At 58.9% G+C, this 24,703-nt stretch carries 22 protein-coding genes; 19 read left to right on the top strand and 3 right to left on the bottom strand.

From position 1 onward, the window contains the following. Positions 1-187: 187 nt before the first annotated feature. A complete protein-coding gene (aceA, locus tag DKK66_RS11935) occupies positions 188-1,486 on the bottom strand; it encodes an isocitrate lyase (RefSeq protein ID WP_045847570.1) in 1,299 nt (432 codons plus the stop codon). Between the two features lie 454 nt (positions 1,487-1,940). On the opposite strand from aceA, the gene grpE reads away from it, so the two are divergent. The 3 genes from grpE (at position 1,941) to dnaJ (ending at position 5,797) form a co-directional block, all read left to right on the top strand. Beyond that, complete coding sequence (grpE, locus tag DKK66_RS11940; RefSeq protein WP_045847569.1) at positions 1,941-2,486, top strand: nucleotide exchange factor GrpE; 546 nt, start codon at positions 1,941-1,943, stop codon at positions 2,484-2,486. Positions 2,487-2,619: 133 nt separating this feature from the next. After that, the gene (gene dnaK, locus DKK66_RS11945; protein WP_131358320.1) at positions 2,620-4,539 is read left to right on the top strand and encodes a molecular chaperone DnaK; all 1,920 of its coding nucleotides are present in this window, start codon (positions 2,620-2,622) and stop codon (positions 4,537-4,539) included. A 130-nt stretch (positions 4,540-4,669) separates the two neighbouring features. Then, a complete protein-coding gene (gene dnaJ / locus DKK66_RS11950) occupies positions 4,670-5,797 on the top strand; it encodes a molecular chaperone DnaJ (RefSeq protein ID WP_062787550.1) in 1,128 nt (375 codons plus the stop codon). A 144-nt stretch (positions 5,798-5,941) separates the two neighbouring features. Here the strand turns inward: dnaJ and DKK66_RS11955 are convergent, their stop codons facing one another. Next, complete coding sequence (locus DKK66_RS11955; RefSeq protein WP_131358323.1) at positions 5,942-7,051, bottom strand: porin; 1,110 nt, start codon at positions 7,049-7,051, stop codon at positions 5,942-5,944. A 608-nt stretch (positions 7,052-7,659) separates the two neighbouring features. On the opposite strand from DKK66_RS11955, the gene hemB reads away from it, so the two are divergent. Continuing rightward, positions 7,660-8,664: a porphobilinogen synthase gene (gene hemB / locus DKK66_RS11960; RefSeq protein ID WP_131358326.1), complete on the top strand. Its 1,005-nt coding sequence runs from the start codon at positions 7,660-7,662 to the stop codon at positions 8,662-8,664. A 65-nt stretch (positions 8,665-8,729) separates the two neighbouring features. After that, entirely contained in the window at positions 8,730-8,939 is a 210-nt protein-coding gene (locus DKK66_RS11965; protein ID WP_045847565.1) for a hypothetical protein, read from the top strand. A gap of 32 nt (positions 8,940-8,971) precedes the next feature. On the opposite strand, the gene DKK66_RS11970 is transcribed toward DKK66_RS11965, so the two are convergent. Continuing rightward, on the bottom strand, positions 8,972-9,877 hold the full coding sequence (locus DKK66_RS11970) for a LysR substrate-binding domain-containing protein (RefSeq protein ID WP_045847564.1): 906 nt from the start codon (positions 9,875-9,877) through the stop codon (positions 8,972-8,974). A 202-nt stretch (positions 9,878-10,079) separates the two neighbouring features. Between DKK66_RS11970 and DKK66_RS11975 the strand changes: the two genes are divergently transcribed. The 14 genes from DKK66_RS11975 to gloA all read left to right on the top strand — a co-directional run bounded on the left by DKK66_RS11975 (position 10,080) and on the right by gloA (position 24,611). Further along, positions 10,080-11,648, top strand: a complete 1,569-nt coding sequence (locus DKK66_RS11975) for a BCCT family transporter (RefSeq protein ID WP_305014944.1) — start codon at positions 10,080-10,082, stop codon at positions 11,646-11,648. Next, the gene (locus tag DKK66_RS11980) at positions 11,645-12,610 is read left to right on the top strand and encodes an alpha/beta hydrolase (RefSeq protein ID WP_131358332.1); all 966 of its coding nucleotides are present in this window, start codon (positions 11,645-11,647) and stop codon (positions 12,608-12,610) included. The genes DKK66_RS11975 and DKK66_RS11980 overlap by 4 nt, the downstream gene beginning before the upstream one ends. 153 nt (positions 12,611-12,763) lie before the next feature. Beyond that, positions 12,764-13,882 (top strand): aromatic ring-hydroxylating dioxygenase subunit alpha, encoded by a 1,119-nt coding sequence (locus DKK66_RS11985; RefSeq protein WP_131358335.1) that lies wholly within the window; start codon positions 12,764-12,766, stop codon positions 13,880-13,882. Positions 13,883-14,055: 173 nt separating this feature from the next. Beyond that, a complete protein-coding gene (locus DKK66_RS11990; RefSeq protein WP_131358338.1) occupies positions 14,056-15,021 on the top strand; it encodes a PDR/VanB family oxidoreductase in 966 nt (321 codons plus the stop codon). 220 nt (positions 15,022-15,241) lie between these two features. Next, entirely contained in the window at positions 15,242-16,441 is a 1,200-nt protein-coding gene (locus tag DKK66_RS11995) for a glycine C-acetyltransferase (RefSeq protein ID WP_131358341.1), read from the top strand. 62 nt (positions 16,442-16,503) lie between these two features. Beyond that, positions 16,504-17,529: an L-threonine 3-dehydrogenase gene (gene tdh, locus DKK66_RS12000; RefSeq protein ID WP_045847559.1), complete on the top strand. Its 1,026-nt coding sequence runs from the start codon at positions 16,504-16,506 to the stop codon at positions 17,527-17,529. A gap of 252 nt (positions 17,530-17,781) precedes the next feature. Further along, entirely contained in the window at positions 17,782-18,525 is a 744-nt protein-coding gene (locus tag DKK66_RS12005; RefSeq protein WP_165494161.1) for an ABC transporter substrate-binding protein, read from the top strand. A 116-nt stretch (positions 18,526-18,641) separates the two neighbouring features. Next, positions 18,642-19,532 (top strand): glycine--tRNA ligase subunit alpha, encoded by an 891-nt coding sequence (glyQ, locus tag DKK66_RS12010; protein ID WP_045847557.1) that lies wholly within the window; start codon positions 18,642-18,644, stop codon positions 19,530-19,532. A gap of 6 nt (positions 19,533-19,538) precedes the next feature. Next, positions 19,539-19,973, top strand: coding sequence for a surface-adhesin E family protein (locus DKK66_RS12015; protein ID WP_045847556.1), 435 nt, complete (start codon positions 19,539-19,541; stop codon positions 19,971-19,973). A 3-nt stretch (positions 19,974-19,976) separates the two neighbouring features. Next, the gene (gene glyS / locus DKK66_RS12020; protein WP_062787562.1) at positions 19,977-22,037 is read left to right on the top strand and encodes a glycine--tRNA ligase subunit beta; all 2,061 of its coding nucleotides are present in this window, start codon (positions 19,977-19,979) and stop codon (positions 22,035-22,037) included. 107 nt (positions 22,038-22,144) lie between these two features. Next, positions 22,145-22,681, top strand: a complete 537-nt coding sequence (gene gmhB, locus DKK66_RS12025; protein ID WP_045847554.1) for a D-glycero-beta-D-manno-heptose 1,7-bisphosphate 7-phosphatase — start codon at positions 22,145-22,147, stop codon at positions 22,679-22,681. A gap of 29 nt (positions 22,682-22,710) precedes the next feature. Next, positions 22,711-23,481, top strand: coding sequence for a 1-acyl-sn-glycerol-3-phosphate acyltransferase (locus DKK66_RS12030; protein ID WP_045847553.1), 771 nt, complete (start codon positions 22,711-22,713; stop codon positions 23,479-23,481). After that, entirely contained in the window at positions 23,441-24,151 is a 711-nt protein-coding gene (locus DKK66_RS12035) for a M48 family metallopeptidase (protein WP_062787564.1), read from the top strand. The genes DKK66_RS12030 and DKK66_RS12035 overlap by 41 nt, the downstream gene beginning before the upstream one ends. 70 nt (positions 24,152-24,221) lie before the next feature. Beyond that, a complete protein-coding gene (gene gloA, locus DKK66_RS12040) occupies positions 24,222-24,611 on the top strand; it encodes a lactoylglutathione lyase (RefSeq protein ID WP_131358347.1) in 390 nt (129 codons plus the stop codon). Positions 24,612-24,703: the final 92 nt, after the last annotated feature.

The raw sequence follows: 24,703 nt of genomic DNA on the forward strand, positions 1-24,703 counted from the left end.
GACCGACAGTCCAGCCAATGAAGAATAGCAGCGTCCAGTATAGTGATTGTTCGTGTCAGGACTAGTCGCTTTTGATGAATTGATTGTTTAGCCAGATTTAATAAATGGCTGCAGGAAAACAAAACGCCCGCGAGCGCAAGGCTGGCGGGCGTGGAGGGCAGAGCTGGCATGCAGCTCCTGTCACTGCTTAGTGGAACTGCTCTTCTTCGGTGGAGCCGGTCAGCGCGGTTACGCTGGATTGGCCGCCTTGAATCACGGTGGTGATATCGTCGAAGTAGCCGGTGCCCACTTCTTGCTGGTGGGATACGAAGGTGTAACCACGTTCGCGGGCGGCGAATTCCGGTTCTTGTACCTTCTCAACATAAGCCGACATGCCGCGGGCAACGTAGTCTTGTGCCAGGTCGTACATGTTGTACCACATGTTGTGGATACCAGCCAAAGTGATGAACTGGTATTTGTAGCCCATGGCACCCAGTTCGCGCTGGAACTTGGCGATGGTAGCATCGTCCAGGTTCTTCTTCCAGTTGAAGGACGGCGAGCAGTTATAGGCCAGCAGCTTGCCCGGATGCTTGGCGTGAACGGCTTCGGCAAACTTGCGGGCAAATTCCAGATCCGGGGTGCCGGTTTCGCACCATACCAAGTCGGCATAGTCAGCGTAGGCCACGGCGCGGCTGATGGCTTGTTCCAGACCCTTCTTGGTCTTGTAGAAGCCTTCTGCAGTGCGCTCGCCAGTCAGGAAAGGCTTGTCGTTGGCATCGTAGTCGCTGGTGATCAGGTCGGCAGCTTCCGCATCGGTACGGGCAATCACCAGGGTCGGCACGCCGTATACGTCAGCAGCCATACGGGCTGCGATCAGCTTCTGGATGGCTTCCTGGGTCGGAACCAGCACCTTGCCGCCCATGTGGCCGCATTTCTTGACAGAAGCCAGCTGGTCTTCGAAGTGAACGCCACCGGCACCGGCGCGGATCATGGCCTTCATCAGTTCGTAGGCGTTGAGCACGCCGCCGAAACCGGCTTCGGCATCGGCCACGATGGGAGCGTAGTAGTCAACAAAGCCAGGCTGGCCTTTTTCAACGCCCTTGGAGTGCTGGATTTCATCGGCACGGGTGAAGGCGTTGTTGATGCGCTCTACCACCTTCGGCACGGAGTCCACCGGGTACAGGGACTGGTCCGGGTACATGGCGGAGTATTCGTTGTTGTCAGCAGCCACTTGCCAGCCGGACAGGTAGATGGCCTTGATGCCGGCTTTTACCTGCTGCATGGCCTGACCACCGGTCAGCGCGCCCAGACAGTTGATGTAGGGTTCGTTGTTGACCAGGTTCCACAGTTTCTCGGCGCCTTGGCGGGCCAGGGTGTGTTCCACTTGTACCGAACCGCGCAGACGCTCTACGTCGGCAGCGGTGTAACCACGCTTGATACCTTTCCAGCGCGGGTTGGTGTCCCAGTCATGTTGAATGGCGGCGATACGTTGTTCGCGAGTAGTCATGTTCAAACCCTTCTCGAATAGTTTTCTCTGCAGAGCCGGTAAATTCCGGCAGTCCTCTGGCCAAATGACATTCCGGTTTTTCCGGACTGATTTTGTTGACAACGGTTTATGTCCATTGCCCCTTATGACCACCGGATGCCCGTGGCTGACGGCTCTTCCGGGTGGGTCACTTAGCATGTGTGAGCCATTATATGCACAAAAAAAATCGCTTGTGTGCAGTGCAACACCGAAAAAAAACCGATGTTCAGAAGATAACAATCATGGCTAAAACCGAAGGTGATAATGCGCGCATTTTGTTGCAGTTGCGAAAACAAAAGTCCGAAAACGCGCAGGCTGGTGAGGCCCGGTAACAGGCGCTGTTACCGGGGGGCAAGACAAAAGACTTGAATTCCTCGCGATAGACCTTATCTGAGGTCGGGACATTGTTAAAAGCCGACTTTTTTGAGGTCTTGCCATGCAGGAAAACCAGAACAACACGAACAACGAAGCCGTCGTTGAAGACGTGAACAACGCCGCTGCCAGCGAACAGCAAACAGAGCAAACCGTGGAACAGCGCATTGCCGAACTGGAAGCCCAGGTGGCCGATCTGCAGGATCAACTGCTGCGCAGCCGTGCAGACCAGGAAAACCTGCGTCGCCGCAATGCCGAAGAACTGCTGAACACCCAGAAATACGCCATCAACAAGTTTGCCCAGGAACTGGTTCCGGTAAAGGACTACCTGGAAATGGCGCTGCTGGACCAAAGCGGTCAGATCGACACCCTGAAGATGGGCGTGGACATGACGCTCAAGCAGCTGGTGGCTGCCTTTGACAAGGCACAAATCAAGGAAATCAGCCCGGCTGTGGGCGACAAGCTGGATCCGCATCAACATCAGGCGATGAGCGCGGAAGAGTCCGACGCAGAAGCCAATACGGTGTTACGGGTGCTGCAAAAAGGTTATCAACTGGCTGAGCGCACGCTGCGTCCGGCCATGGTGATCGTGGCCAAAGCCAAAGGCTGACACGAAAACCATAAAAAGGTTCTTGGCCGGCTCTTGAAAAAGACCACATAGCCAATACCTATGAACGCAACAGGCCTCGGCTATCAGCTTGCTGGCCGTAGTCGCAACGAATTCAGATATAAAGGAATAGAAGATGGGCAAAATCATTGGTATTGACCTGGGTACGACCAACTCCTGCGTAGCCGTAGTTGAAGGTGGCAACCCGAAAGTAATTGAAAACGCCGAAGGTGCACGCACCACGCCTTCCATCATTGCTTACATGGAAGATGGCGAAATCCTGGTGGGTGCACCGGCCAAGCGTCAGGCAGTCACCAACCCGAAGAACACCCTGTACGCAGCCAAGCGCCTGATCGGCCGCCGCTTCGAAGACAAGGAAGTACAAAAAGACATCGACCTGATGCCTTTCCAGATCATGAAGGCCTCCAATGGCGACGCCTGGGTGAAGGTACGTGACCAGGAACTGGCTCCGCCGCAAATCTCCGCAGAAGTACTGCGCAAGATGAAGAAGGCTGCCGAAGACTACCTGGGTGAAGAAGTGACCGAAGCGGTAATTACCGTACCGGCTTACTTCAACGACAGCCAGCGTCAGGCCACCAAGGATGCCGGCCGTATTGCCGGTCTGGAAGTAAAGCGCATCATCAACGAACCGACGGCTGCTGCGCTGGCCTTTGGCCTGGCCAAGCAGGAAGGTGACCGCAAGATTGCCGTATACGACCTGGGTGGTGGTACGTTCGACGTGTCCATCATCGAAATCGCCGACGTTGACGGTGAGCACCAGTTCGAAGTGCTGTCCACCAACGGTGACACCTTCCTGGGCGGTGAAGACTTCGACCAGCGCATCATCGATTACATCGTGACCGAGTTCCAGCGCGAACAGGGCGTGAACCTGAAGAACGACGTAATGGCTCTGCAACGTCTGAAGGAAGCTGCTGAAAAGGCCAAGATCGAGCTGTCCAGCGCCACCCAGACCGAAGTGAACCTGCCGTACATCACCATGGATGCCACCGGTCCGAAGCACCTGGCGATGAAGATTACCCGCGCCAAGTTCGAAAGCCTGGTTGACGACCTGATCACCCGCTCCATCGAGCCGTGCCGTGTTGCGCTGAAGGACGCTGGTGTATCGCTGTCCGATATCACCGACGTGATTCTGGTAGGTGGCCAGACCCGTATGCCGAAGGTACAGGATGCGGTGAAGGAATTCTTTGGCAAGGAACCGCGCAAGGACGTGAACCCGGACGAAGCCGTGGCCGTTGGTGCTGCCATTCAAGGTTCGGTACTGTCCGGCGATCGCAAGGACGTGCTGCTGCTGGACGTGACGCCGCTGTCGCTGGGTATCGAAACCCTGGGTGGCGTGATGACCAAGCTGATCCAGAAGAACACCACCATTCCGACCAAGGCATCGCAAACCTTCTCCACTGCGGATGACAACCAGACTGCGGTGACCATCCACGTGCTGCAAGGCGAGCGTGAAAAGGCTGCGGCCAACAAGAGCCTGGGTCAGTTCAACCTGGGTGACATTCCGCCGGCTCCGCGTGGCATTCCGCAGATCGAAGTGGAATTCAACATCGACGCCAACGGTATCCTGCACGTATCGGCCAAGGACAAGGCCAGCGGCAAGCAGGCCAACATCACCATCCAGGCTTCTTCCGGTCTGTCGGAAGAGGAAATCCAGCGCATGGTGAAGGATGCCGAAGCCAATGCCGAGGAAGACAAGAAGCTGCACGAACTGGTGACCGCGCGTAACCAGGCTGAAGGCCTGATCCACAGCGTGAAGAAGTCCCTGTCCGAGCATGGCGACAAGATCGACGCTGCTGAAAAGGCCAAGATCGAAGACGCTGTCAAAGCTGCTGAAGAAGTGGTGAAGGGCGAAGACAAGGCAGTCATCGAAGCCAAGACCGAAGAACTGGCCAAGGCCAGCCAGAAACTGGGCGAAATCATGTATGCCCAGGCACAGCAGGCTGAAGCTGGTCAGGGTGCTGCCGATGCCGGCAAGGCCAAGGACGAAGGCGACGTGGTGGATGCCGAGTTCGAAGAAGTAAAAGACAAGAAGTAAGCCTGCGGCTTGCTGATTGAACGAGGCACAGGGAATGGCGGAGACTGCTCCACCGGCCTCTGTGCCTTTGCCATGTTAAGAAGATCATTGCCTGCCGTACCGGTTGGTCACGGCCAGAGAGTGAAACACCATGTCCAAAAGAGATTTTTATGATGTACTCGGCGTCAATCGCGATGCTTCCGAGGATGACATCAAAAAGGCTTACCGCAAGCTGGCGATGAAATATCACCCGGACCGCAATCCGGACAGCAAGGAAGCCGAAGAAAAGTTCAAGGAAGTCAAAGAGGCGTATGAAATCCTCTCTGACAGCCAGAAGCGCAGCGCCTACGACCAGTTCGGCCATGCCGGGGTAGACCCGCAGGCCGGTGCAGGCGGTGGTGGTGCCGGCTTTGGTGGTTTTGGCGATTTTGCCGATATTTTCAGCGACATCTTCGGCGGCGGCCGTGGTGGCGCTGGTGGTGGTCGTTCCAATGTCTATCGTGGCGCAGACCTGCGCTACAACCTGGACATCACGCTGGAAGAAGCCGCCCGCGGCTGCGAAAAGCAGATCCGCATTCCTTCGCATGAAGACTGCGAAGTATGCCATGGCACCGGTGCCAAGCCGGGCACCCAGCCCAAGACCTGCTCCACCTGCGGTGGTCATGGTCAGGTACGCATGAGCCAGGGCTTCTTCTCCATCCAGCAAACCTGCCCGACCTGCCATGGTACCGGCAAGCAGATTACCGACCCTTGCACCAGCTGCCATGGCGCGGGTCAGAAGAAGACCAACAAGACGCTGAACGTGAAGATTCCGGCTGGCGTGGACGAGGGCGACCGCATTCGTCTGTCCGGCGAAGGCGAGCCTGGTCAGAACGGTGGCCCGTCCGGTGACTTGTATGTGGTGACCCACATCAAGCAGCACGCGGTGTTCCAGCGTGACGGCATGGACCTGCACTGCGAGATGCCGATTTCCTTTGCCACGGCAGCGCTGGGCGGCGAAATCGAGATTCCCACGCTGGATGGCATGGCCAAGGTGAAGATTGCCGCCGAAACGCAAAGCGGCCGGGTATACCGTCTGCGTGGCAAGGGTGTGAAAGCGGTACGTGGCACCGATTATGGCGATCTGCACTGCCATGTGGTGGTGGAAACCCCGGTCAAGCTGACCGAGCGTCAGAAAGAGCTGCTGCGCGAATTCGATGCCATCAGCCAGGGCGATGTGGCGACTCACAATCCGCGTTCCAAATCCTTCATGGACAAGCTGCGCGATTTCTTCGAATAAGTGCTGCCAATGATGGAAAAACAGACGGAGCCTGCGGGCTCCGTTTTTTATTGGCTGCGCACTATTCGGCCAGAATGAAAAAAGCCACCGCGGCAGGGCGGTGGCAAATGACTTTCTTCAAAGGAACCAGCCAGTGGGCAGTGCTTAGAAGTTGTGCTTCAGCATCACCCAGGTAATGGTGGCCTTGTCCTGAGCCCAGCCCATTGCGGTTTGCGCGCCCTTGTCTTCCTTCACCTGGCCGTAACCGGCTTCAAACATGGTGCGCTTGCTCAGGCTGTAATCCAGAGCGGCAGCCCATTGCGTAGCACCCCAGTCCTGCGACTGGCCGTCAACCTTGACGCTGCTGCGCTTGGAGTAGACGAAGGACGGCTTGAAGGCACCGATGGTGTAGGCAACATTCACGGCCCAGACATTGCTGGTCAGCTTGTTGGCACCGGTATTGGCAACGGTGGTACTGGCGATGCCGGCAACGGCCTGGCTGCCATCGCTATTGGTTGCCCAGGCATTGCCCCACAGGCTGCTGCGTTGCAGGGTGGCAGCCAGATACAGATTGTTGGCGTCGTAGCCGAATTCAACGCGGTGAATGCCGCTGTTGTGGTCTGCCACGGTGTTGTACTTGGCCATGTAGGCGTAAGCACCGAAGAAACCGGAATTGGCGTAGGCCAGACGGGTACCCAGGGTGTTGCCGGTTTTCTTGCCACCGGAAACCTGTGCTTCGCCGGAGCCAAGCTGAACCATGGCATTGAATCCGTTCAGGTCCGGGCTGTCGTAGCGCACGCCGTTTTTCACGCGGCCATCACCATAGGCACCGAATACATCCGTACCTTCGTACAGCGGGAAGGCAATGCCGGTGCTCGCATCGCGACGCGGGCCGTACAGGTTGTCGGTGGACTCGGTTTCAGCCAGTACGTCGTCGATGTAGCCCAGACGCAGCTTACCGAAGTTGCCCTCAACACCAACAAAGCTGGTGCGGTTGGCGAAGGTGCCGGCACCGGTGCCGCTGGTGGCAACGCCATCCACGTTCATGCCGGTTTCAACCTGCCAGATGGCTTTCAGGCCATTGCCCAGGTCTTCGTTACCCTTGAAGCCGATACGGCTGGCGAAGTCGTCCACACCAGTGCTCGACTTGAAGCTGGTGTCGGTGCTCTTCATGCTGTCCAGGCCAGCACGGATTGAACCGTAGATGGTGACGTCGGCATGAGCCAATACCGGCATGGCTGCAGCAATGGCGGCAGCGAGTACGAGTTTTTTCATTCCTCTAAATCCTTTAATAGTAATTTCTGTGTCCGCCTGATCTGTTGGCAGGCTGGCTGCGGTTCTGGTCAAGCCATGTAAAAACTTGATTTCACCGACGGGGCTGAGTGTGCGAAACGGCTGAGAGGGCGTCAACGAACATTTATTAACAAAGCAGCGGGGTGTCCGTGCTTGCTGGCGGGCTGCTGTGTCTATTCAGCAATGTTTTTTCTTGTAAAAACCTTTAAAAAACATATTGTTAAAAATATTTGATGAAGTTTCATCCTGTCGCAAATATTTGTTTCCAATCATTGATCCACGATTGAAACATCTGTTTCATCGTGGTTTTTCCCTGTTGCATTTTGGCAAATCGGACAGTTTTTTCATGAAAAATGCAGCTTTTGCACAACAAATATTACGGCTTGCCATGAGTCCGCAGAATGATTGATATGATTTTTATGCATGGCTATTCTGCGAGGTTCGATCAGCCAGGCGGAAATGGGAAGGTAGCCCTTGTTGCGGACGGATACCCGCCAGTGCCGACGGCAAAATGGCGAATGGCGCTGCCAGTCCGCAGCAACAGGCGTACAATTCCGCCCATCGCCATTGTCCCTTGTGATGGAAACACCATGATTTTTGCCAACCGCTATTTCCCGGCCACCCGCATGCGTCGCATGCGCAAGGATGATTTCTCTCGTCGCCTGATGCGTGAAAACGTGCTCACCACCAATGATCTGATCTACCCGGTATTCGTGCTGGAAGGTGAGAACCGTGAACAGGCCGTGGCGTCGATGCCGGGGGTGGTACGGCAAAGTCTGGACAAGCTGCTGTATACCGCCGAACAGGCGGTGGAGCTGGGTGTTCCGATGCTGTCGCTGTTTCCGGTGATTGAAACCGGCAAGGATAATGCGGCGCAGGAGGCTTACAACCCGGATGGCCTGGTGCCCACCGTGGTGCGCGCACTCAAGCAGCGCTTTCCCGAGCTGGGGGTGATGACCGACGGTGCGCTGGACCCGTATACCGTACATGGTCAGGATGGCCTGATTGATGACAGCGGCTATGTCCTGAACGACGAAACCACCGAAGTGCTGATTCGTCAGGGCCTGTGCCATGCCGAAGCCGGGGTGGATGTGTTCGGCCCGTCCGACATGATGGATGGCCGTATTGGTGCGCTGCGCGATGCGTTTGAAGAAGCCGGTTTCATTCACACCAAGATCCTGGCTTACTCGGCCAAGTATGCATCGGCTTTCTACGGCCCCTTCCGCGATGCGGTTGGTTCGGCAGGTAATCTGGGCAAGGCCGACAAGTACAGCTACCAGATGGATCCGGCCAATCTGGACGAAGCCATCCAGGAAGTGGCGATGGATCTGGAAGAGGGTGCCGACATGGTGATGATCAAGCCGGGCATGCCGTATCTGGACGTGATTCGCCGCGTGAAAGACACCTTCCGCGTGCCAACCTACGCTTACCAGGTATCCGGTGAGTACGCGATGTTGAAGGCCGCATTCCAGAATGGCTGGCTGGACGAGGAAAAGTGCATGATGGAGAGCCTGATGGCCTTCAAGCGTGCCGGGGCCGATGGCATTCTGACTTACTTTGCGCTGGATGCAGCGCGTGTGCTGCGTCGCGGCTGACTTTTGCTTGCCACCGTCCGGATGCCTGCCGGACGGTGGCAAGTGAACCCCTGAAGGAAGAGGCCATGGATATTCTGCACTCCACCTGGTTCTGGCTGTTTGTCATCGTGGCACTGGTGATGTCCACCATCGGCTCGCTGGCACGTCTGTCCAAGGCCCCGCCACCGGTTGATTTGCCCGGCGTCAAACCGCAGCCTTATGCGGATGATGACGAGGAGCAAGACGCGGACACTCCTGCCGGGCATACGCCGCCCAGCTTGCGCAAGCCCAAGTAGTGCTGCTCCCCATCGGACATGGCTGGCTGTCATCAGGCCAGCTTGCCCTGCCCGAAATAGTGCTGGAAGAATTCCACACACACCCGCAGCTTGGCCGAACTGGCCAGCTTGTCCGGATACACCGCCCAGATGTCTGCCTGCAGGTAGTAGTCGGGTAACACCTGCACCAGTTCACCCCGTTCCAGTTCGCCTGCCACGTCCCATAGCGAACGCAGCATGATGCCGTGCCCCTGCAAGGCCCATTGGTGCACCACCTCGCCATGGTTGGCGGCCAGGGCACCTTGCACGCGGATGCTGTGCTCGCCGTGCGGACCGGTCAGCCGCCATACCCCGAAGGGATGATCCCTTTCCTTGATCACCAGGCAGTTGTGCTGCATCAGTGCTTCCAGTCCGGTCGGGTGGCCGTGTCGCAACAGGTAGTCCGGTGAAGCGCACAGGATGCGCCGGTTTTCCACCAGCTTGCGGGCCAGCAGTTGCGGGGCAATTTCGTTGCCCACCCGGATGTCCAGATCAATGCCTTCCTGTGCCAGGTCGATCAGGCAATCGGCCAGTTCCAGCCGTATGCTCAGCTCAGGGTAATGTCGTGCCAGCTCGCCCAGTGCCGGTGCCAGGTGAACCCTGCCAAAGCCGAAGCTGCTGCTGATGCGGATAATGCCGCGCGGCTGCTGTTGGGCGCTGCCAATCTCCACGCTCATCTGTTCTACATCCTGCAGTATCTTTCCCGCCCAGCCGTGGATGCGTTCTCCTTGTTCTGTCAGTGCTATGCGCCGGGTGGTGCGGTTGATCAGGCGACAGCCCAGGCTTTGTTCCAGCACGCGGATGCGCTTGCTGACATAGGCCGGTGAGGCAGCCATGGCTTCGGCCGCCGCAGTAAATCCGCCCTTGCGTACCACCAGGCAAAAAACACGCAAATCTTCCAGCTGCAGCAAATCCTTCATGTTTCGTGTCTTCTGTATGCACAGAGCTGCCAATTATCCCGGCTTGCTTTTCCGCCATGCTAGCGCTCGGTGTCACCTTGCATTACGGCGAAAGAACAGAGGAGGGCGGGATGAAGGCTTACGGGATTGCAGTCATTACGGCGGATGGCAGCGGGCAAGTACTGCTGCCGGCAGGATTGCACTGGCAGGAGGCGTCATGAACATGAGCAAACCAAACCGGCGGGACATGCCACTGGCTCTGGTCAGCCTGGTGATTGTTTTTGCGATGGTGATGGTCATGATCTTCATGCCGCAGGCATCCATCGCAGTTGCAGACCGGTTGATGTACTGGTGTACCACGCTGTTTGCCTCGCCCATCCTGTTGTTTGCCTTTTGTTCGGTCCTGTTTGTCATCTGGCTGGGGATGAGCAAGTACGGGCTGATCCGGCTGGGTGAAGGCGGGCCCGACTATTCCACCTTGTCGTGGATTTTCATGTTTATCATGTCCGGCATGGGTTCGTCGGCCTTGTACTGGGGCTTTCTGGACTGGGCGTATTACTACCAGACCCCCGGCCTGAACCTGCCCCCGGCGTCACCGCAAGCGCTGAAATACAGTGTGGCGTATTCCCTGTTTCATTCCGGCCTGAGTGCCTGGGCCATGTATGCCGTGGGCTCGGTTGCCATGTGCTACTACTTTCATGTGCGCAAGAACAAGGGACTGAGCCTGGCTGCCATTGTCGGCAGCATTACCGGTCGCAAGCCTGATGGTGCCTTGGGCCGGCTGGTGGATTTGCTGTTCATGCTGTGCATGTTTGGCGCATTGACCATTTCCCTGGTACTGACTGCCACCACCTTTACCCGTCTGTTGTCCACCCTTACCGGCATCCCGGACAATTTTGTCACGCAGCTGGTGGTGATTCTGTCGGTTGCCGTGCTGTTCACCCTGTCATCCTGGGTGGGCATGGATGGTGGCATGAAGCGTCTTAGCCAGATGGTGTGCTGGGGCGTGCTGGCGCTGGCTGCTTATGTGTATCTGCTGGGGCCTACCCATTTCATTACCAGTAATGTGTTGTCCAGCCTGGGCCTGATGCTCAGCAGCTTTATCGACATGAGCTTGTTTACCGACCCCTTGGGCGACGGCAAGTTTACCCGTGAGTGGACCGTATTTTACTGGCTGTGGTGGATTTCCTATGCGCCGGGCGTAGCCTTGTTTGTCACCCGGGTATCCCGTGGCCGAACCATCCGTGAGGTGTTGCTGGCCATGATGTTGGGTGGCTGTGCCGGTATCTGGTTTGTTTACGGCGTGCTGGAAAGCTATAGCGTGCACAGTTTCATCACCGGCCTGGTGGCGGTGCCGCAGGTATTGCAGGATCAGGGAGGGGAATCGGCCATTGCACAGTTGCTGGCGTTGTTGCCGGCTGGCCGTGTGGTGATCGCATTTTTCCTGGCCGTGATGGCGATCTTTCTGGCTGCACACATGGATGCGGTAGGTTACGCCGTTTCCGCTACCTGTACCCGCAATCTGGCTGAAGGCGAAGACCCGTCCCCTGTCGATCGCTTGTTCTGGTGCGTCATGCTCACCCTGGTACCGCTGGCCATGATTTTTGCCAAGGCACCACTCAATACCATGAAGACCACGGTGATTGTGACGGCCATTCCCTTTGCCATCATCACCCTGGTCAAGGTGTATGGCCTGCTCAAGTGGCTGCGTGAAGATTACGGCGATGTTCCGGCACATCGGATAGGCGAACAGCCTCCTCCTGAAGTGGCCAGCCAGCAATCCGGTTCATGAGTGTGGCCATGGCGCGTGCTTATCAGCTTTCTGCAGAAATGCAGTCTTTTGTAAACCAGAGTGCCCTGTTTCAACCCGTCGATGACAGCCTGATGCAGATGCGTGTGGCCTACGACGCCCTGTGTCGGCATTTCACGCCGCCGCTGCCGGATGGCGTGCAGCTTGAAGACCATGTTCTGCCGGTGGATGGACGGCATATTCCGTTGCGCTTGTACCGGCCAGCTACAGCCACACCGCCAGCCGGCTGGCCCTGTGTGCTGTACCTGCATGGCGGTGGCTGGGTACTGGGCGGTCTGGATTCACACGCCTTTATCGCAGCATTGCTGGCGCAGGAATGTGCTGCAAGCGTGCTGGTGGTGGACTACCGCCTGGCACCCGAGCATGTCTTTCCCGCCGCTTTCGACGACTGCCTGGCCGTGTGGGACTGCTTGCGCGTGGAAGGCCGGGCACTGGGCATCAACCCCGCTCGTGTTGTCGTGGCCGGGGATAGTGCCGGTGGTAATCTGGCGGCTGCGCTATGCCTGGCGACACGTGGCCGGCAAGGGCCGCCGTTATGCGGGCAGGCACTGATTTATCCCGCACTGGCGGCCGTACCGACTGAGCCAGCAGCAAGCGAACATGCGGATGCCCCGTTGCTTGGCCGTGATGACATGGCCTACTACCTGGCGCAATACGCGCCGGATCCGGCCACACATGCCGACCCCCGTCTGACACCGCTGGCGGTCGCCAACCTGCAAGGCATGCCCCCCGCCTTTGTAGCAGTGGCGGAATACGACCCGCTTCGTGACGATGGCCTGCTCTACGTCCGGCGCCTGCAGGCTATTGGTGTTGCGGCGCAGTGCCACCTGGGCCGTGGCCTGCTGCATGGTTGCCTGCGCTTCTGGCAGCAGGGGCCGGAGACCGCCCGCATGGTCCGCGCACTGTCAGCGGCCATCACTCGCATGCTTGCTGACCAGACATGACATGGACAGTCATGACATGGGCTGCAGCGCGTTGCCATGTGGCGCTGCGCCACCATCCCCTGGCCTTGCCATGCTGATTCGCAAGGCATGACCGGACAAGAAAAGGGCAGGTATTCACAGCCCTGTGACGACCCCAAGCAGAGGAGAACATCCATGAATGACTACACCACATTAAGCCCGGATTTCTGTGCTGATCCCGAACGCGCCTGGACTCTGCCAGCCGAGTATTACACCTCGGACAAGGTCTATCAGTTCGAAAAGGAGAAGATTTTCGCCCATAGCTGGATTTGCGTGGCGCATGGCAGTGAACTGGCCGAATCCAACGACTACATCACCCGTGAGGTGGCCGGTGAAAACATCATTGTGGTGCGTGGTCGGGATGGCGTATTGCGCAGCTTTTATAATGTCTGCCCGCATCGGGGTCACCAACTGCTGCAAGGTAGTGGCAGGGCCAAGAACGTGATTACCTGTCCCTATCACGCCTGGACCTTCAAGCTGGACGGTCAGCTGGGGCATGCCCGCAATTGCGAGAACGTGGTCGATTTCGATGCGGACAAGGCGACTTTGTCGCCGCTGAAAGTGGAGGAGTATGCCGGTTTCGTGTTCATCAATATGGATCTTGCAGCCGGTCCGGTAGAGCAGCAATTGCCCGGCCTGGCCGACAGCCTGCGCAAGGCATGCCCGGTGATCGACCAGTTGCATTTGGCTGCCCGTTTCGTCACGGCAACGCCAGCCAACTGGAAAATCATCGTCGACAACTATATGGAGTGCTACCACTGTGCACCGGCCCATCCGGGCTTTGCCGACTCGGTACAGGTGGACAAATACACGCACACCCTGCATGGCAACTGGTCACTGCAGTTTGGGCTGGCCCGCTCCTCCGAGAAGTCTTTCAAGTTTGACGCCTCGGTCAAGGACCCCAGTTTCAGCGGCTACTGGGCCTGGCCTTGCACCATGTTCAACGTCCCGCCGGGAGCCGACTTCATGACGGTGATTTATGAATTCCCGGTGGATGCCGAAACCACCTTGCAACACTACGACATCTATTTTCGCAACAAGGAACTGACTGCCGAGCAGCAGGCACTGGTGGAATGGTATCGCACGGTGTTCCGGCCGGAAGACCTGCGGCTGGTGGAAAGCGTGCAGCGCGGGCTCAAGTCGCGTGGCTATCGTGGTCAGGGGCGCATCATGACCGACCGCCAGCGCAGCGGCATCAGTGAGCATGGCATTGCCCACTTCCATCACTTGGTGGCACGCCAGCATCAGGACTGATTCCACCTGCGGCGGCGCCGCCAGGCGGTTGCCGCCGCTGCCGTGATGAACCCTGTGAAATTGCAAAATCCAATGCTGTGCCGATAGCACGTGCATGCCCGGGGCCAATGCTGTCCGGCCTGCAGGATGGGCATGCTCTTGCACGGCTCAGTCAACCCCGAGCATGAATCGACATGAGCCTTCAGTCCCCGAATATGAATGTCCGCGTGGTGCGGATCGAACAAGCCAGTCCGCAGATCAAACGCTTTACTTTGCAGGCCGCAGATGGTGGCCCGCTACCGGCCTTCAGTGGTGGCAGCCATATTATTGTGCAAATGCCCACTGCCAGCGGTCTTATCCATAATGCCTACTCGCTGCTTGGCTCGCCTTTTCAGCTGCAGCAATACCAGATTGCCGTGCGACGCGAGGAAGCTTCGCGTGGTGGCTCGGCCTTCATGCACACACATGTGGCGGAGGGGGACATCTTGCAGATATCTCCACCCAACAATTTATTCCCGCTACATGCCACGCCGGGGCGGCAGATTCTGATTGCCGGAGGCATCGGCATTACGCCCTTCATGTCGCAGATGGAAGAGCTACAGGCCAGCGGCGCAGCGTTTGAACTGCACTATGCCTTTCGCAGTCGCGAGCAGGCGGCCTTTGTCGACGAGCTGGCGGCGCGTTACGGCGCGCACTGCCATTTTCATGATGCTTCCCAGGGCGAGCTGTGCAATGTCACTGCCTTGCTGGCGCAAATGGGTGAACAGGACCACGTCTATGTCTGCGGGCCGCAGTCCTTGATTGAGGCTGTGCAGCAGGCCGGAGGAGGGCAGGGCATTCCGCCCGCCCGCCTGCATTGGGAGCAGTTTGCTGCCAGCACTTCGGGTGGTGCGGCATTCATCGTGGTGCTGGCCCGTTCCGGGCGCGAAATCCCGGTGGCGGCAGAACAAACCATCCTGCAAGCCATCGAGTCGGATGGTTCGGTGGCGGTGGATTGCCTGTGTCGCGAAGGCGTGTGCGGTACCTGTGAGGTGGGCATTGTTGAAGGCGAGGCCGAGCACCGCGACCAATACCTGAGTGAAGAAGAAAAACAGGCACAAAACAGCATGCTGATTTGTGTGTCGCGCGCCAGAGGCAGCCGTATCGTGCTGGATCTGTAAAACCATTCAATGACGTACACGCTTGCTGACCGGGGGATGGTGACAGTATCCCGGAACGGGGCATCGGCATGGTGACAGCCGGCCCGTGATTTCCTTGACAACTGTCACTGATAATGCCGGATACGCTGGGCTAGAATGGATGACAGTTTCCGGCGCGCGGTGATCCCGCTGCGACTGCAGTCCCGGCGCCTCACGATTGGCCTACAAGGACATCCCTGCCATGAACCATACCTATCTTGCCCACCTGGAAGCCACGCTGGCCCAAATTCGCGCCGATGGATTTGAAAAGCCGGAACGGGTGATTGCCACCCCGCAGCGCTCCGATATCGCGCTGGCTGGTGGTGCGCATGTGCTCAACTTCTGTGCCAACAACTATCTGGGGCTGGCTGATGATGCCCGCCTGATCGACGCCGCTAAGCGCGGGCTGGACGACTATGGCTATGGCTGCGCCTCGGTGCGCTTCATCTGTGGTACCCAGCAGGTGCACAAGGATCTGGAGCAGGCCATTTCCGGCTTCCTCGGCACCGACGACACCATCCTGTATTCCAGCTGTTTCGACGCCAACGGCGGCGTGTTCGAAACCCTGCTGGGCGAAGAGGACGCGGTGATTTCCGACGAACTGAACCACGCTTCCATCATTGATGGCGTGCGCCTGTGCAAGGCCAAGCGTTTCCGTTACAAGAACAACGATATGGCCGATCTGGAAGCCCAGCTGATTGCCGCCGAAGCGGCCGGTGCGCGCTTCAAGCTGATCGTGACCGATGGCGTGTTCTCCATGGACGGCATCATTGCCGACCTGAAAACCCTGTGCGAAGTGGCCGGCCGCCATGGTGCGCTGGTGATGGTGGACGACTCGCATGCCGTCGGTTTCATCGGTGAAAACGGTGCCGGTACACCAGAGCTGTGCGGCGTGGCCGACAAGGTGGACATCTACACCGGCACCCTGGGCAAGGCGCTGGGTGGTGCTTCCGGTGGCTATGTATCCGGCCGCAAGCCCATCATCGACCTGTTGCGTCAGCGTTCGCGCCCCTATCTGTTCTCCAACAGTCTGGCCCCGGCCATTACCGCTGCCAGCCTGGAAGTACTGAAGCTGATCCAGTCCGAAGGCCAGCAGCTGCGCGCCCAGCTCAAGCGCAATGCCGAGCTGTTCCGCAATGAAATGTCCGCCGCCGGTTTCACCCTGGTGCCGGGCCAGCATCCCATTATTCCGGTGATGCTGGGTGATGCCCGCCTGGCTGGCGAAATGGCCGCCCGCCTGCTGCAGGAGGGCGTGTACGTGATCGGCTTCTCTTTCCCGGTGGTGCCCAAGGGCAAGGCGCGCATCCGTACCCAGATGTCCGCCGGTCACACGGTGGAACAGGTACAGCGTGCCGTGGCCGCCTTCATCAAGGTGGGCCGTGAACTGAAAGTGATCGACTGATCCTCCCTAACTCTGCCCGCTGGCCACAATGCTGGCGGGCGTCGCACAGACAGGCAAACGCAATGAAAGCACTCTCCAAACTGAAATCCGCTCCCGGCCTGTGGATGAATGATGTGCCGCAACCGGAAATCGGCCATAACGACCTGCTGATCAAGATCAGCAAAACCGCCATCTGCGGCACCGACATCCATATCTGGAACTGGGACGAATGGGCGCAGAAGACCATTCCGGTGCCCATGCATGTGGGTCATGAATACGTGGGCGTGGTGGCCGCCATGGGCTCCGAAGTGCGCGGTTTTGAAATCGGCCAGCGCGTGTCCGGCGAAGGCCACATCACCTGCGGCCATTGCCGCAACTGTCGTGCCGGTCGCCGTCATCTGTGCCGCAACACCGTGGGTGTGGGCGTCAACCGCGAAGGCGCCTTTGCCGAATACCTGGTGATTCCGGCCTTCAATGCCTTCCCGATTCCGGACGACATTTCCGATGATCTGGCCGCCATCTTCGACCCCTTCGGCAATGCGGTGCATACCGCGCTGTCCTTCAATCTGGTGGGCGAAGACGTGCTGATCACCGGTGCCGGCCCCATCGGCATCATGGCGGTGGCCATTGCCAAGCACGTGGGTGCACGCCATATCGTGATCACCGACGTCAACGACTACCGCCTGGAACTGGCACGCCAGATGGGTGCCAGCCGTGCAGTGAACGTGGCGCGTGAAGACCTGAAGCAGGTGATGAGCGAACTGCACATGTGTGAAGGTTTCGACGTGGGCCTGGAAATGTCCGGCAACCCGCAGGCCTTCCGCCAGATGCTGGAAACCATGAACCACGGCGGCAAGATTGCGCTGCTGGGCATTCCGCCGGCCAATACCGCCATCGACTGGAACCAGGTCATCTTCAAGGGCCTGGAAATCAAGGGCATCTATGGCCGGGAAATGTTTGAAACCTGGTACAAGATGGTGGCGCTGATCCAGTCCGGGCTGGATATCCGCCCCATCATCACCCACCACTTCAAGGTGGATGACTTCGAGCAAGGCTTCGCCACCATGCTGTCCGGTCAGAGCGGCAAGGTGATCCTGGACTGGAGCTGATTCCCTGGCCTGCCCGGCGTGTCTGGCAGGCAGATGACAAGGCCCGGCAAAGCCGGGCCTTGTCATTGCTGCGCTGGCTGGCGCAGATTCGCTTTGCTGCTGGGATATGGCATGAATATTTCATGCCAATTAATTAAAATGACATGGTTTGTCCCTGCTACGTCTCGCTGGTCATCTTGCTGACATCCGGCTTAACTACGCTGTCTGTCCGCCAGGTAAGGATGAGTAAAGTACATGGGTAACAGGGGCTGGATGCACCGATGGGTTCTGCTGTCATGCTGGGCCGTACTGTATGCGTTGCCTGCGCTGGCTGATTCCCGTGTTCTGACCATCGGGGTAGAGGCACTGGACTACGCGCCTTATTACTATCTGGACAGCAATGGCAATTATCGGGGGCTGGCGCGAGATGTGCTGGATGCCTTTGCACGCAGCCGGGGCTATGTATTTGTCTACAAGCCGATGCCGCCTGCACGGCTGATGTCTGCCTTTTTGTACGAGCAGAATGTCGATTTCAAATTTCCCGATCATCCGCGCTGGAGTGTGGACGCCAGGCGTGGCGTATTGCTCAGCTATAGTCTGCCACTGGTGACGCTGACTGAGGGCCTGCTGGTGCGTGCGCCGCAGCAGGCCTTGAAGCTGGAACAGCTGCACGATATGGCGACGCTGACCGGGTTTACCCCGGTTGCTTATCTGGACCAGGTGCACAGTGGCCAGATCCGGCTGACAGAAAACAGCTCGCAGCAGGGGCTTGTGCGGCAGTTGCTGGTTGGGCGGGTGCAAGCGATTTATCTGGACTGGAATGTAGGCATGCGCATGGCCCGTTCCATGGGCGCTGCCAGCCAGCTTAAACCGGCACGCGAATTGCCAGTGGACCGGGTGCCGCTGATGCTGTCATCCACGCACAATCCGGAAATCATCGATCAGTTCAATCAATTCCTGCTGCAGCAAGCAGGTACATTGTCGCGTTTGAGACGGCATTATCATTTGTCCGAATAAGCTGGCTTTTCATGCAATGCACAACGCGGCGTGTGTTCAGGCCGTCTCCTTGCTTTGCGCCGTGGGCTCTAGGCGGTAGAATCGACCTTTGACTTTTTACTCGCTACCCCACGTCTATGCTTACCTTCCAGGAAATCATCCTTACCCTCCAGAATTATTGGAACGAGCAAGGGTGCGTCATCATGCAACCCTTCGACATGGAGGTGGGCGCCGGTACCTCGCATCCGGCCACCTGTCTGCGCGCCATTGGCCCGGAGCCGTGGAACGCTGCCTATGTACAACCGTCGCGTCGTCCCAAGGACGGTCGCTACGGCGAAAACCCGAACCGCCTGCAGCATTACTACCAGTTCCAGGTAGCGCTCAAGCCGTCGCCGGCCAATATCCAGGAACTCTACCTGGGCTCGCTCAAGGTGCTGGGGATCGACCCCACCGTGCACGACATCCGCTTTGTTGAAGACGACTGGGAAAACCCGACGCTGGGTGCCTGGGGTCTGGGCTGGGAAGTCTGGCTGAACGGCATGGAAGTCACCCAGTTCACCTACTTCCAGCAAGTGGGCGGCCTGGACTGCAAGCCGGTACTGGGTGAAATCACCTACGGTATCGAGCGTCTGGCCATGTATCTGCAAGGCGTGGAAAACGTGTACGACCTGCTGTGGACGGTCTACCCCAACGGTCAGCGCGTGACCTACGGCGACGTATACCACCAGAACGAAGTGGAGCAGTCCACCTACAACTTCGAACACGCCAATGTGCCCAAGCTGTTCGAACTGTTCAGCTACTACGAATCCGAAGCCAAGCGCCTGCTGGACATTCCGCTGGCGCTGCCGGCTTACGAAATGGTGCTCAAGGCCGGTCACTGCTTCAACCTGCTGGATGCCCGTGGTGCCATCTCGGTGACCGAACGTGCCACCTATATCGGCCGGGTACGCACCCTGTCGCGTGGTGTGGCCCAGGCTTACTACGCCGCGCGCGAGGCACTGGGTTTCCCCATGTGCCCCAAGGCCTGACCGGCCATGAAAACACGGATCAGTCTGCTTCTGGCCCTGCTGTCCCTGCCCGCCATGGCGGCAGAACCTGACTGGGGCGTTTACCAGCAAGGTTCCGCGCTGGAACTGTCGATGGACCGTAATTCCATCTGGGTGGAAAAGGACGGACTGGTCCATTTTGTGAATCAGGAGCGCTTTAGCGAACGTCAGTACGACAAGGCTACCGACATCAAGTATTTCATCCGGCGTACCAGCGGCTATGCCAGCTGCAGCAAGCAGCAATACACCTTTGTCGGTTTCGAATATGCCGACAAGCGTGGCCGCCAGCTGTATTCCACCATGTTCCCGGTACAACGTTTTGCCTGGAAATGGCAGTCGGTGGAACAAGGCTCGGTTGCCGACACCATGCTGCAAGTCGTGTGCTATCTCGCCAAATCCGCTCCGCACAAGAAACCTGAATAAATCATGAACGCCACCCTGCTTATCGAGTTGCTCACCGAAGAGCTGCCGCCCAAGGCGCTGGAAAAGCTGTCGCACAGCTTTGGCCAGACCATTACCGAAGAACTGAAAAAACTGCAGTTTGTGGCTGCTGATGCCGCCGCCACCGTGTTTGCCTCGCCGCGCCGCCTGGCCGTGCAAGTCCCGGCCGTGCTGGCCGTGCAGCCAGACCAGAAAATCGTGCGCAAGGGCCCGGCCGTGGCCGCCGGCATGAAGGATGGCCAGCCCACCCCGGCACTGGCCGGCTTTGCCCGCTCCTGCGGCGTGGAGGTTTCTGCGCTCACCACCATGAGCGATGGCAAGCAGGACGTATTTGCCTATGAAAGCACCAAGACCGGTGAAGCTCTGTCCGCAGTACTGACCGACATCGTCGCACTGGCGCTGAAAAAGCTGCCGATTCCCAAACTGATGCGCTGGGCGGACTACGACTACCAGTTCGTCCGTCCTGTGCATGGCCTGATCATGCTGTGGGGCGAAACCGTGATTGACGGCAGCCTGCTGGGCCTCACCAGCCGCAACGCCACCCGTGGTCACCGCTTCCTGTCATCGGGCGATGTATTTGTCGAAAAAGCCGACGACTACGCCCGCGTGCTGTTCGAGCAGGGCAAGGTACTGGCCAGCTTTGATGCCCGCCGCGAGCTGATCAAGAAGCGCCTGGCTGACGCCGCCGCCGTGCATGGTGCCACCATTGCCGCCGACGACGCGTTGCTTGACGAAGTGACTGCGCTGGTGGAATGGCCGGTGGTACTGGAAGCCGGTTTTGAAGCCGAATTCCTCAAGGTGCCGCAGGAATGCCTGATCCTGACCATGCAGCAGAACCAGAAGTACTTCCCGCTGCTGGACGCCAAGGGCAAGCTGATGAACCGCTTCCTGCTGGTGTCCAATCTGGAAACCGCCGATCCCAGCCACATCATCCAGGGTAACGAGCGCGTGCTGCGCGCCCGTCTGTCCGATGCCAAGTTCTTCTTCGAGCAGGATCAGAAAGCCCGTCTGGAAACACGTCTGGCCAAACTGGCCGAAGTGGTTTACCACAACAAGATCGGCAGCCAGCTGGAACGAGTGGAACGCCTGCAAGCGATTGCCGGCCAGATTGCTGCCCAACTGGGCGCGGACCAGTCCGTGGCCGAGCGTGCCGCCTTGCTGGCCAAGGCCGACCTGGTCACCGACATGGTGGGTGAGTTCCCCGAGCTGCAAGGCGTGATGGGCATGTACTACGCCCAGCACGACGGCGAAAGCGAGGTAGTTGCCGCCGCCATCGAAGGCCACTACCACCCGCGCTTTGCCGGTGACAGCCTGCCGCAGGGCGACATTGCCACTGCCGTGGCACTGGCCGACAAGCTGGAAGCCATTGTCGGCATCTGGGGCATCGGCCTGATTCCGACTGGCGACAAGGACCCGTACGCACTGCGTCGCGCGGCCCTTGGCGTGCTGCGCATGGCACTGGCAGCCAAGCTGGACCTCAAGGCCCTGCTGACGCTGGTGGCTGCCGCCTTCCCGGCAGGCAAGCTGTCCGCCACCACGGCTGACGAAGTGTTTGCCTTCATGATGGACCGCCTGAAGAACTACCTGGCGGCCGACTATCAGGCTGACGAAGTGGAAGCCGTGTTGGCGCTCGCTCCGTCCACCCTGAACGAAGTACCGGCCGTACTGGCTGCCGTGGCTGCCTTCAAGGCACTGCCGGAAGCCGCTACCCTGGCCGCCGCCAACAAGCGGGTGAAGAACATCCTGAAGAAGGTGGAAGGCGAAGTGGGTTCGGTGAACCCGGCCTTGCTGAGCGAAGCCGCCGAGCAGGCCCTGTACGCTGCCGTGACCGAGCTGGCACCGCAGGTGGACGCCAAGTTTGCCGCCCACGACTTTGCCGGTGCGCTGGCGCAGCTCTCCAGCCTGAAGGCACCGGTGGATGCCTTCTTTGATGGTGTGATGGTGATGGCGGACGACCTGGCCGTACGTGCCAACCGTATCGCCTTGCTGGCCCGCCTGGCGGCCCTGTTCAACCGCGTGGCGGATATCTCGCTGCTGGCGGATTAAGCGTCTGGCCGGCCCGTGACGGGCTGGCTGGCGCAGTTATTGCCTGTATCAATCCGGCAGGGGCGCGTGTTTACCGGCCGGATTGATGCTCCCTCCCAAGGAAAACCATGAAACTTGTCATCCTGGATCGCGACGGCGTCATCAATGAAGACCGCGATGATTTCGTCAAGAACACCATGGAATGGGTACCGCTGCCGCACAGTCTGGAAGCGATAGCCAACCTGACCCAGGCAGGCTGGCGCGTGGTGGTGGCCACCAATCAGTCCGGTCTGGCGCGTGGTCTGTTCGATGTGCATGCGCTCAACGCCATGCATGAGAAGATGCACCGCCTGGTGGGTCAGGCCGGTGGCCGTATCGATGCCGTGGCCTATTGCCCGCACGGACCGGATCACGGCTGCGAATGCCGCAAGCCGTTGCCGGGCATGGTGCTGGAGCTGGCCGAGCGCTTCAATGTCAAATTGCAGGGCCTGCCGCTGATTGGCGACAGCCTGCGTGATCTGGAGTCGGTGGCGGCTGTTGGCGGCCAACCCATCCTGGTGCGTACCGGCAAAGGCATGAAAACCCTGGAGAAGGGTGGGTTGCCCGAAGGCACGCTGGTGTTCGACGACCTGTTTGACGCGGCAGAACACCTGATCAATTCCTGAAGTGGTTTGTTGTGAGGCTGAATTAACCCATGATCTGGATTCGTAACCTGATTTACTGGCTGTTGCTGCTGATTGTCACGCCGCTGTGCTTTCTCGGCCTGTTCATTGCTGCGCCACTGCCGCGCCGTACCCGCCATGTGTTTGGCGAGAGCTGGGCCAAGATCATGCTGTGGCTGCTGGTGCATGTGGTGGGGCTGAAATACAAGGTGATCGGGGCGGAAAACATGCCGTCGGTGCCCTCCATCATTTGTTCCAAGCACCAGTCCGGCTGGGAAACCCTGGCCTTGCAGAAAATCTTCCCTTCGCAGATTTACGTGGCCAAGCGCGAGCTGCTGTGGCTGCCCTTCTTCGGCTGGGGCCTGGCCTTGATGAACCCGATTGCCATCAACCGTTCCGACCGTGCCCGCGCCAACGACCGCATGCTCAAGCAGGGGCTGGAGCGCAAGAAGCACGGCTTCTGGATTACCGTGTTTCCGGAAGGCACGCGTACCAAGCCGGGCGTGGCAGGCAAGTACAAGCATGGTGCGGCACGCATGTCGCGCCAGCTGGACATGCCGCTGGTGCCGGTGGCGCACAATGCCGGCGAATTCTGGCCGCGTAATGCCTTCCTGAAATATCCGGGCGAAATCACCGTGGTGATTGGCCCGGCCATCTATCCGCAAGACGGTGTCGGCCCCGAAGCCATGACCCAGCAGGCGCAGCAGTGGATTGAAGCGCGCCAGCAGGAAATCGGCGGTGTCGGCCCCTTTGCCCATCCCGATGACAAGCGCCGCCGCCTGGACCGTCCTGCCGCTGCCTGATGGCGCGGTGGATGTGCACCTGGTACGCCGGGTGCGCAAAAGCATCGGCATCCGCATTGCCGATGGCCGGGTGGAGCTGATTGCCCACCCGCGCGTTACCCATGCCCGCCTGCACGAGGTGTTGCAGGCGCGGCGTGACTGGATTGCCCGCCATGTGCTGATGCAGCGGGAACAAAAACAGCAACTGTCCGATCAGACAGGTTTAACCTTGCTGGGACGGCCCATCAGCCTGCAGCGGGTAGCCGGAATGCGGCGCAGTGCCAGGCTGGATGGCGATGTACTGCAAGTCTCCGGCGTAGCGCCGGATGACGAGGCCGGCCTGCAGGCCGTGGTTTCCGGCTGGCTCAAGCGCCAGGCACAGTTGCTGTTTGCCCAACGCATGGCGCAGATGCAGTCACACTGTCCGCGTCCGCCCGGCAAGCTTTCGCTGTCATCTGCCCGTACCCGCTGGGGGAGTTGTACCGCCCGGGGCGATATCCGCCTTAACTGGCGACTGGTGCAGGCACCGCTCGCCATCATCGATTATGTGCTGGCCCACGAGCTGGCCCATTTGCAGCACATGAACCATTCGGCGGCCTTCTGGCAGGAAACCGCCCGCCTGTTTCCCGATTGGCAGAATGCACGTCATTGGTTGAAACAACAGGGTGCTAGCCTGTTCCGCTTTGGTTGACCCCGCGCCAGGTCCGGTGCGACCGGTCAGCCGGTGGCGGCCGCTCTTCAATCTCACAGGAGTCCACAACATGCAATTTCTGCACACCATGCTGCGCGTCGGCAATCTGGAACGTTCGCTGGCGTTTTATCAGGACGTGCTGGGCATGCGCCTGCTGCGCCGTCAGGATTACCCGGAAGGCCGCTTTACCCTGGCCTTTGTCGGTTACGGTGACGAAGCCGACCATACCGTGCTGGAACTGACCCACAACTGGGATACCGACAGCTATGAACCGGGTAACGCCTTCGGCCACATCGCCATCGGCGTGGAAGATGCCTATCAGGCCTGTGACGCGGTGCGTGCCAAGGGCGGCAAGGTGGTACGTGAGGCCGGCCCGATGAAACACGGCACCACCGTGATTGCTTTCGTGGAAGACCCGGATGGCTATAAGATCGAGTTCATCCAGAAGGGTAGTCTGTAAGGCTTCTGGCTGCATGGCCCGCGCTGTCGGGCAACAAGGGGCCGGAGACGCTGTTCCGGCCTTTTTCATGTATACGCGGTATTCACGGAGCT

The sequence above is a fragment of the Aquitalea sp. USM4 genome (assembly GCF_004328945.1).
Taxonomy (GTDB): domain Bacteria; phylum Pseudomonadota; class Gammaproteobacteria; order Burkholderiales; family Chromobacteriaceae; genus Aquitalea; species Aquitalea pelogenes.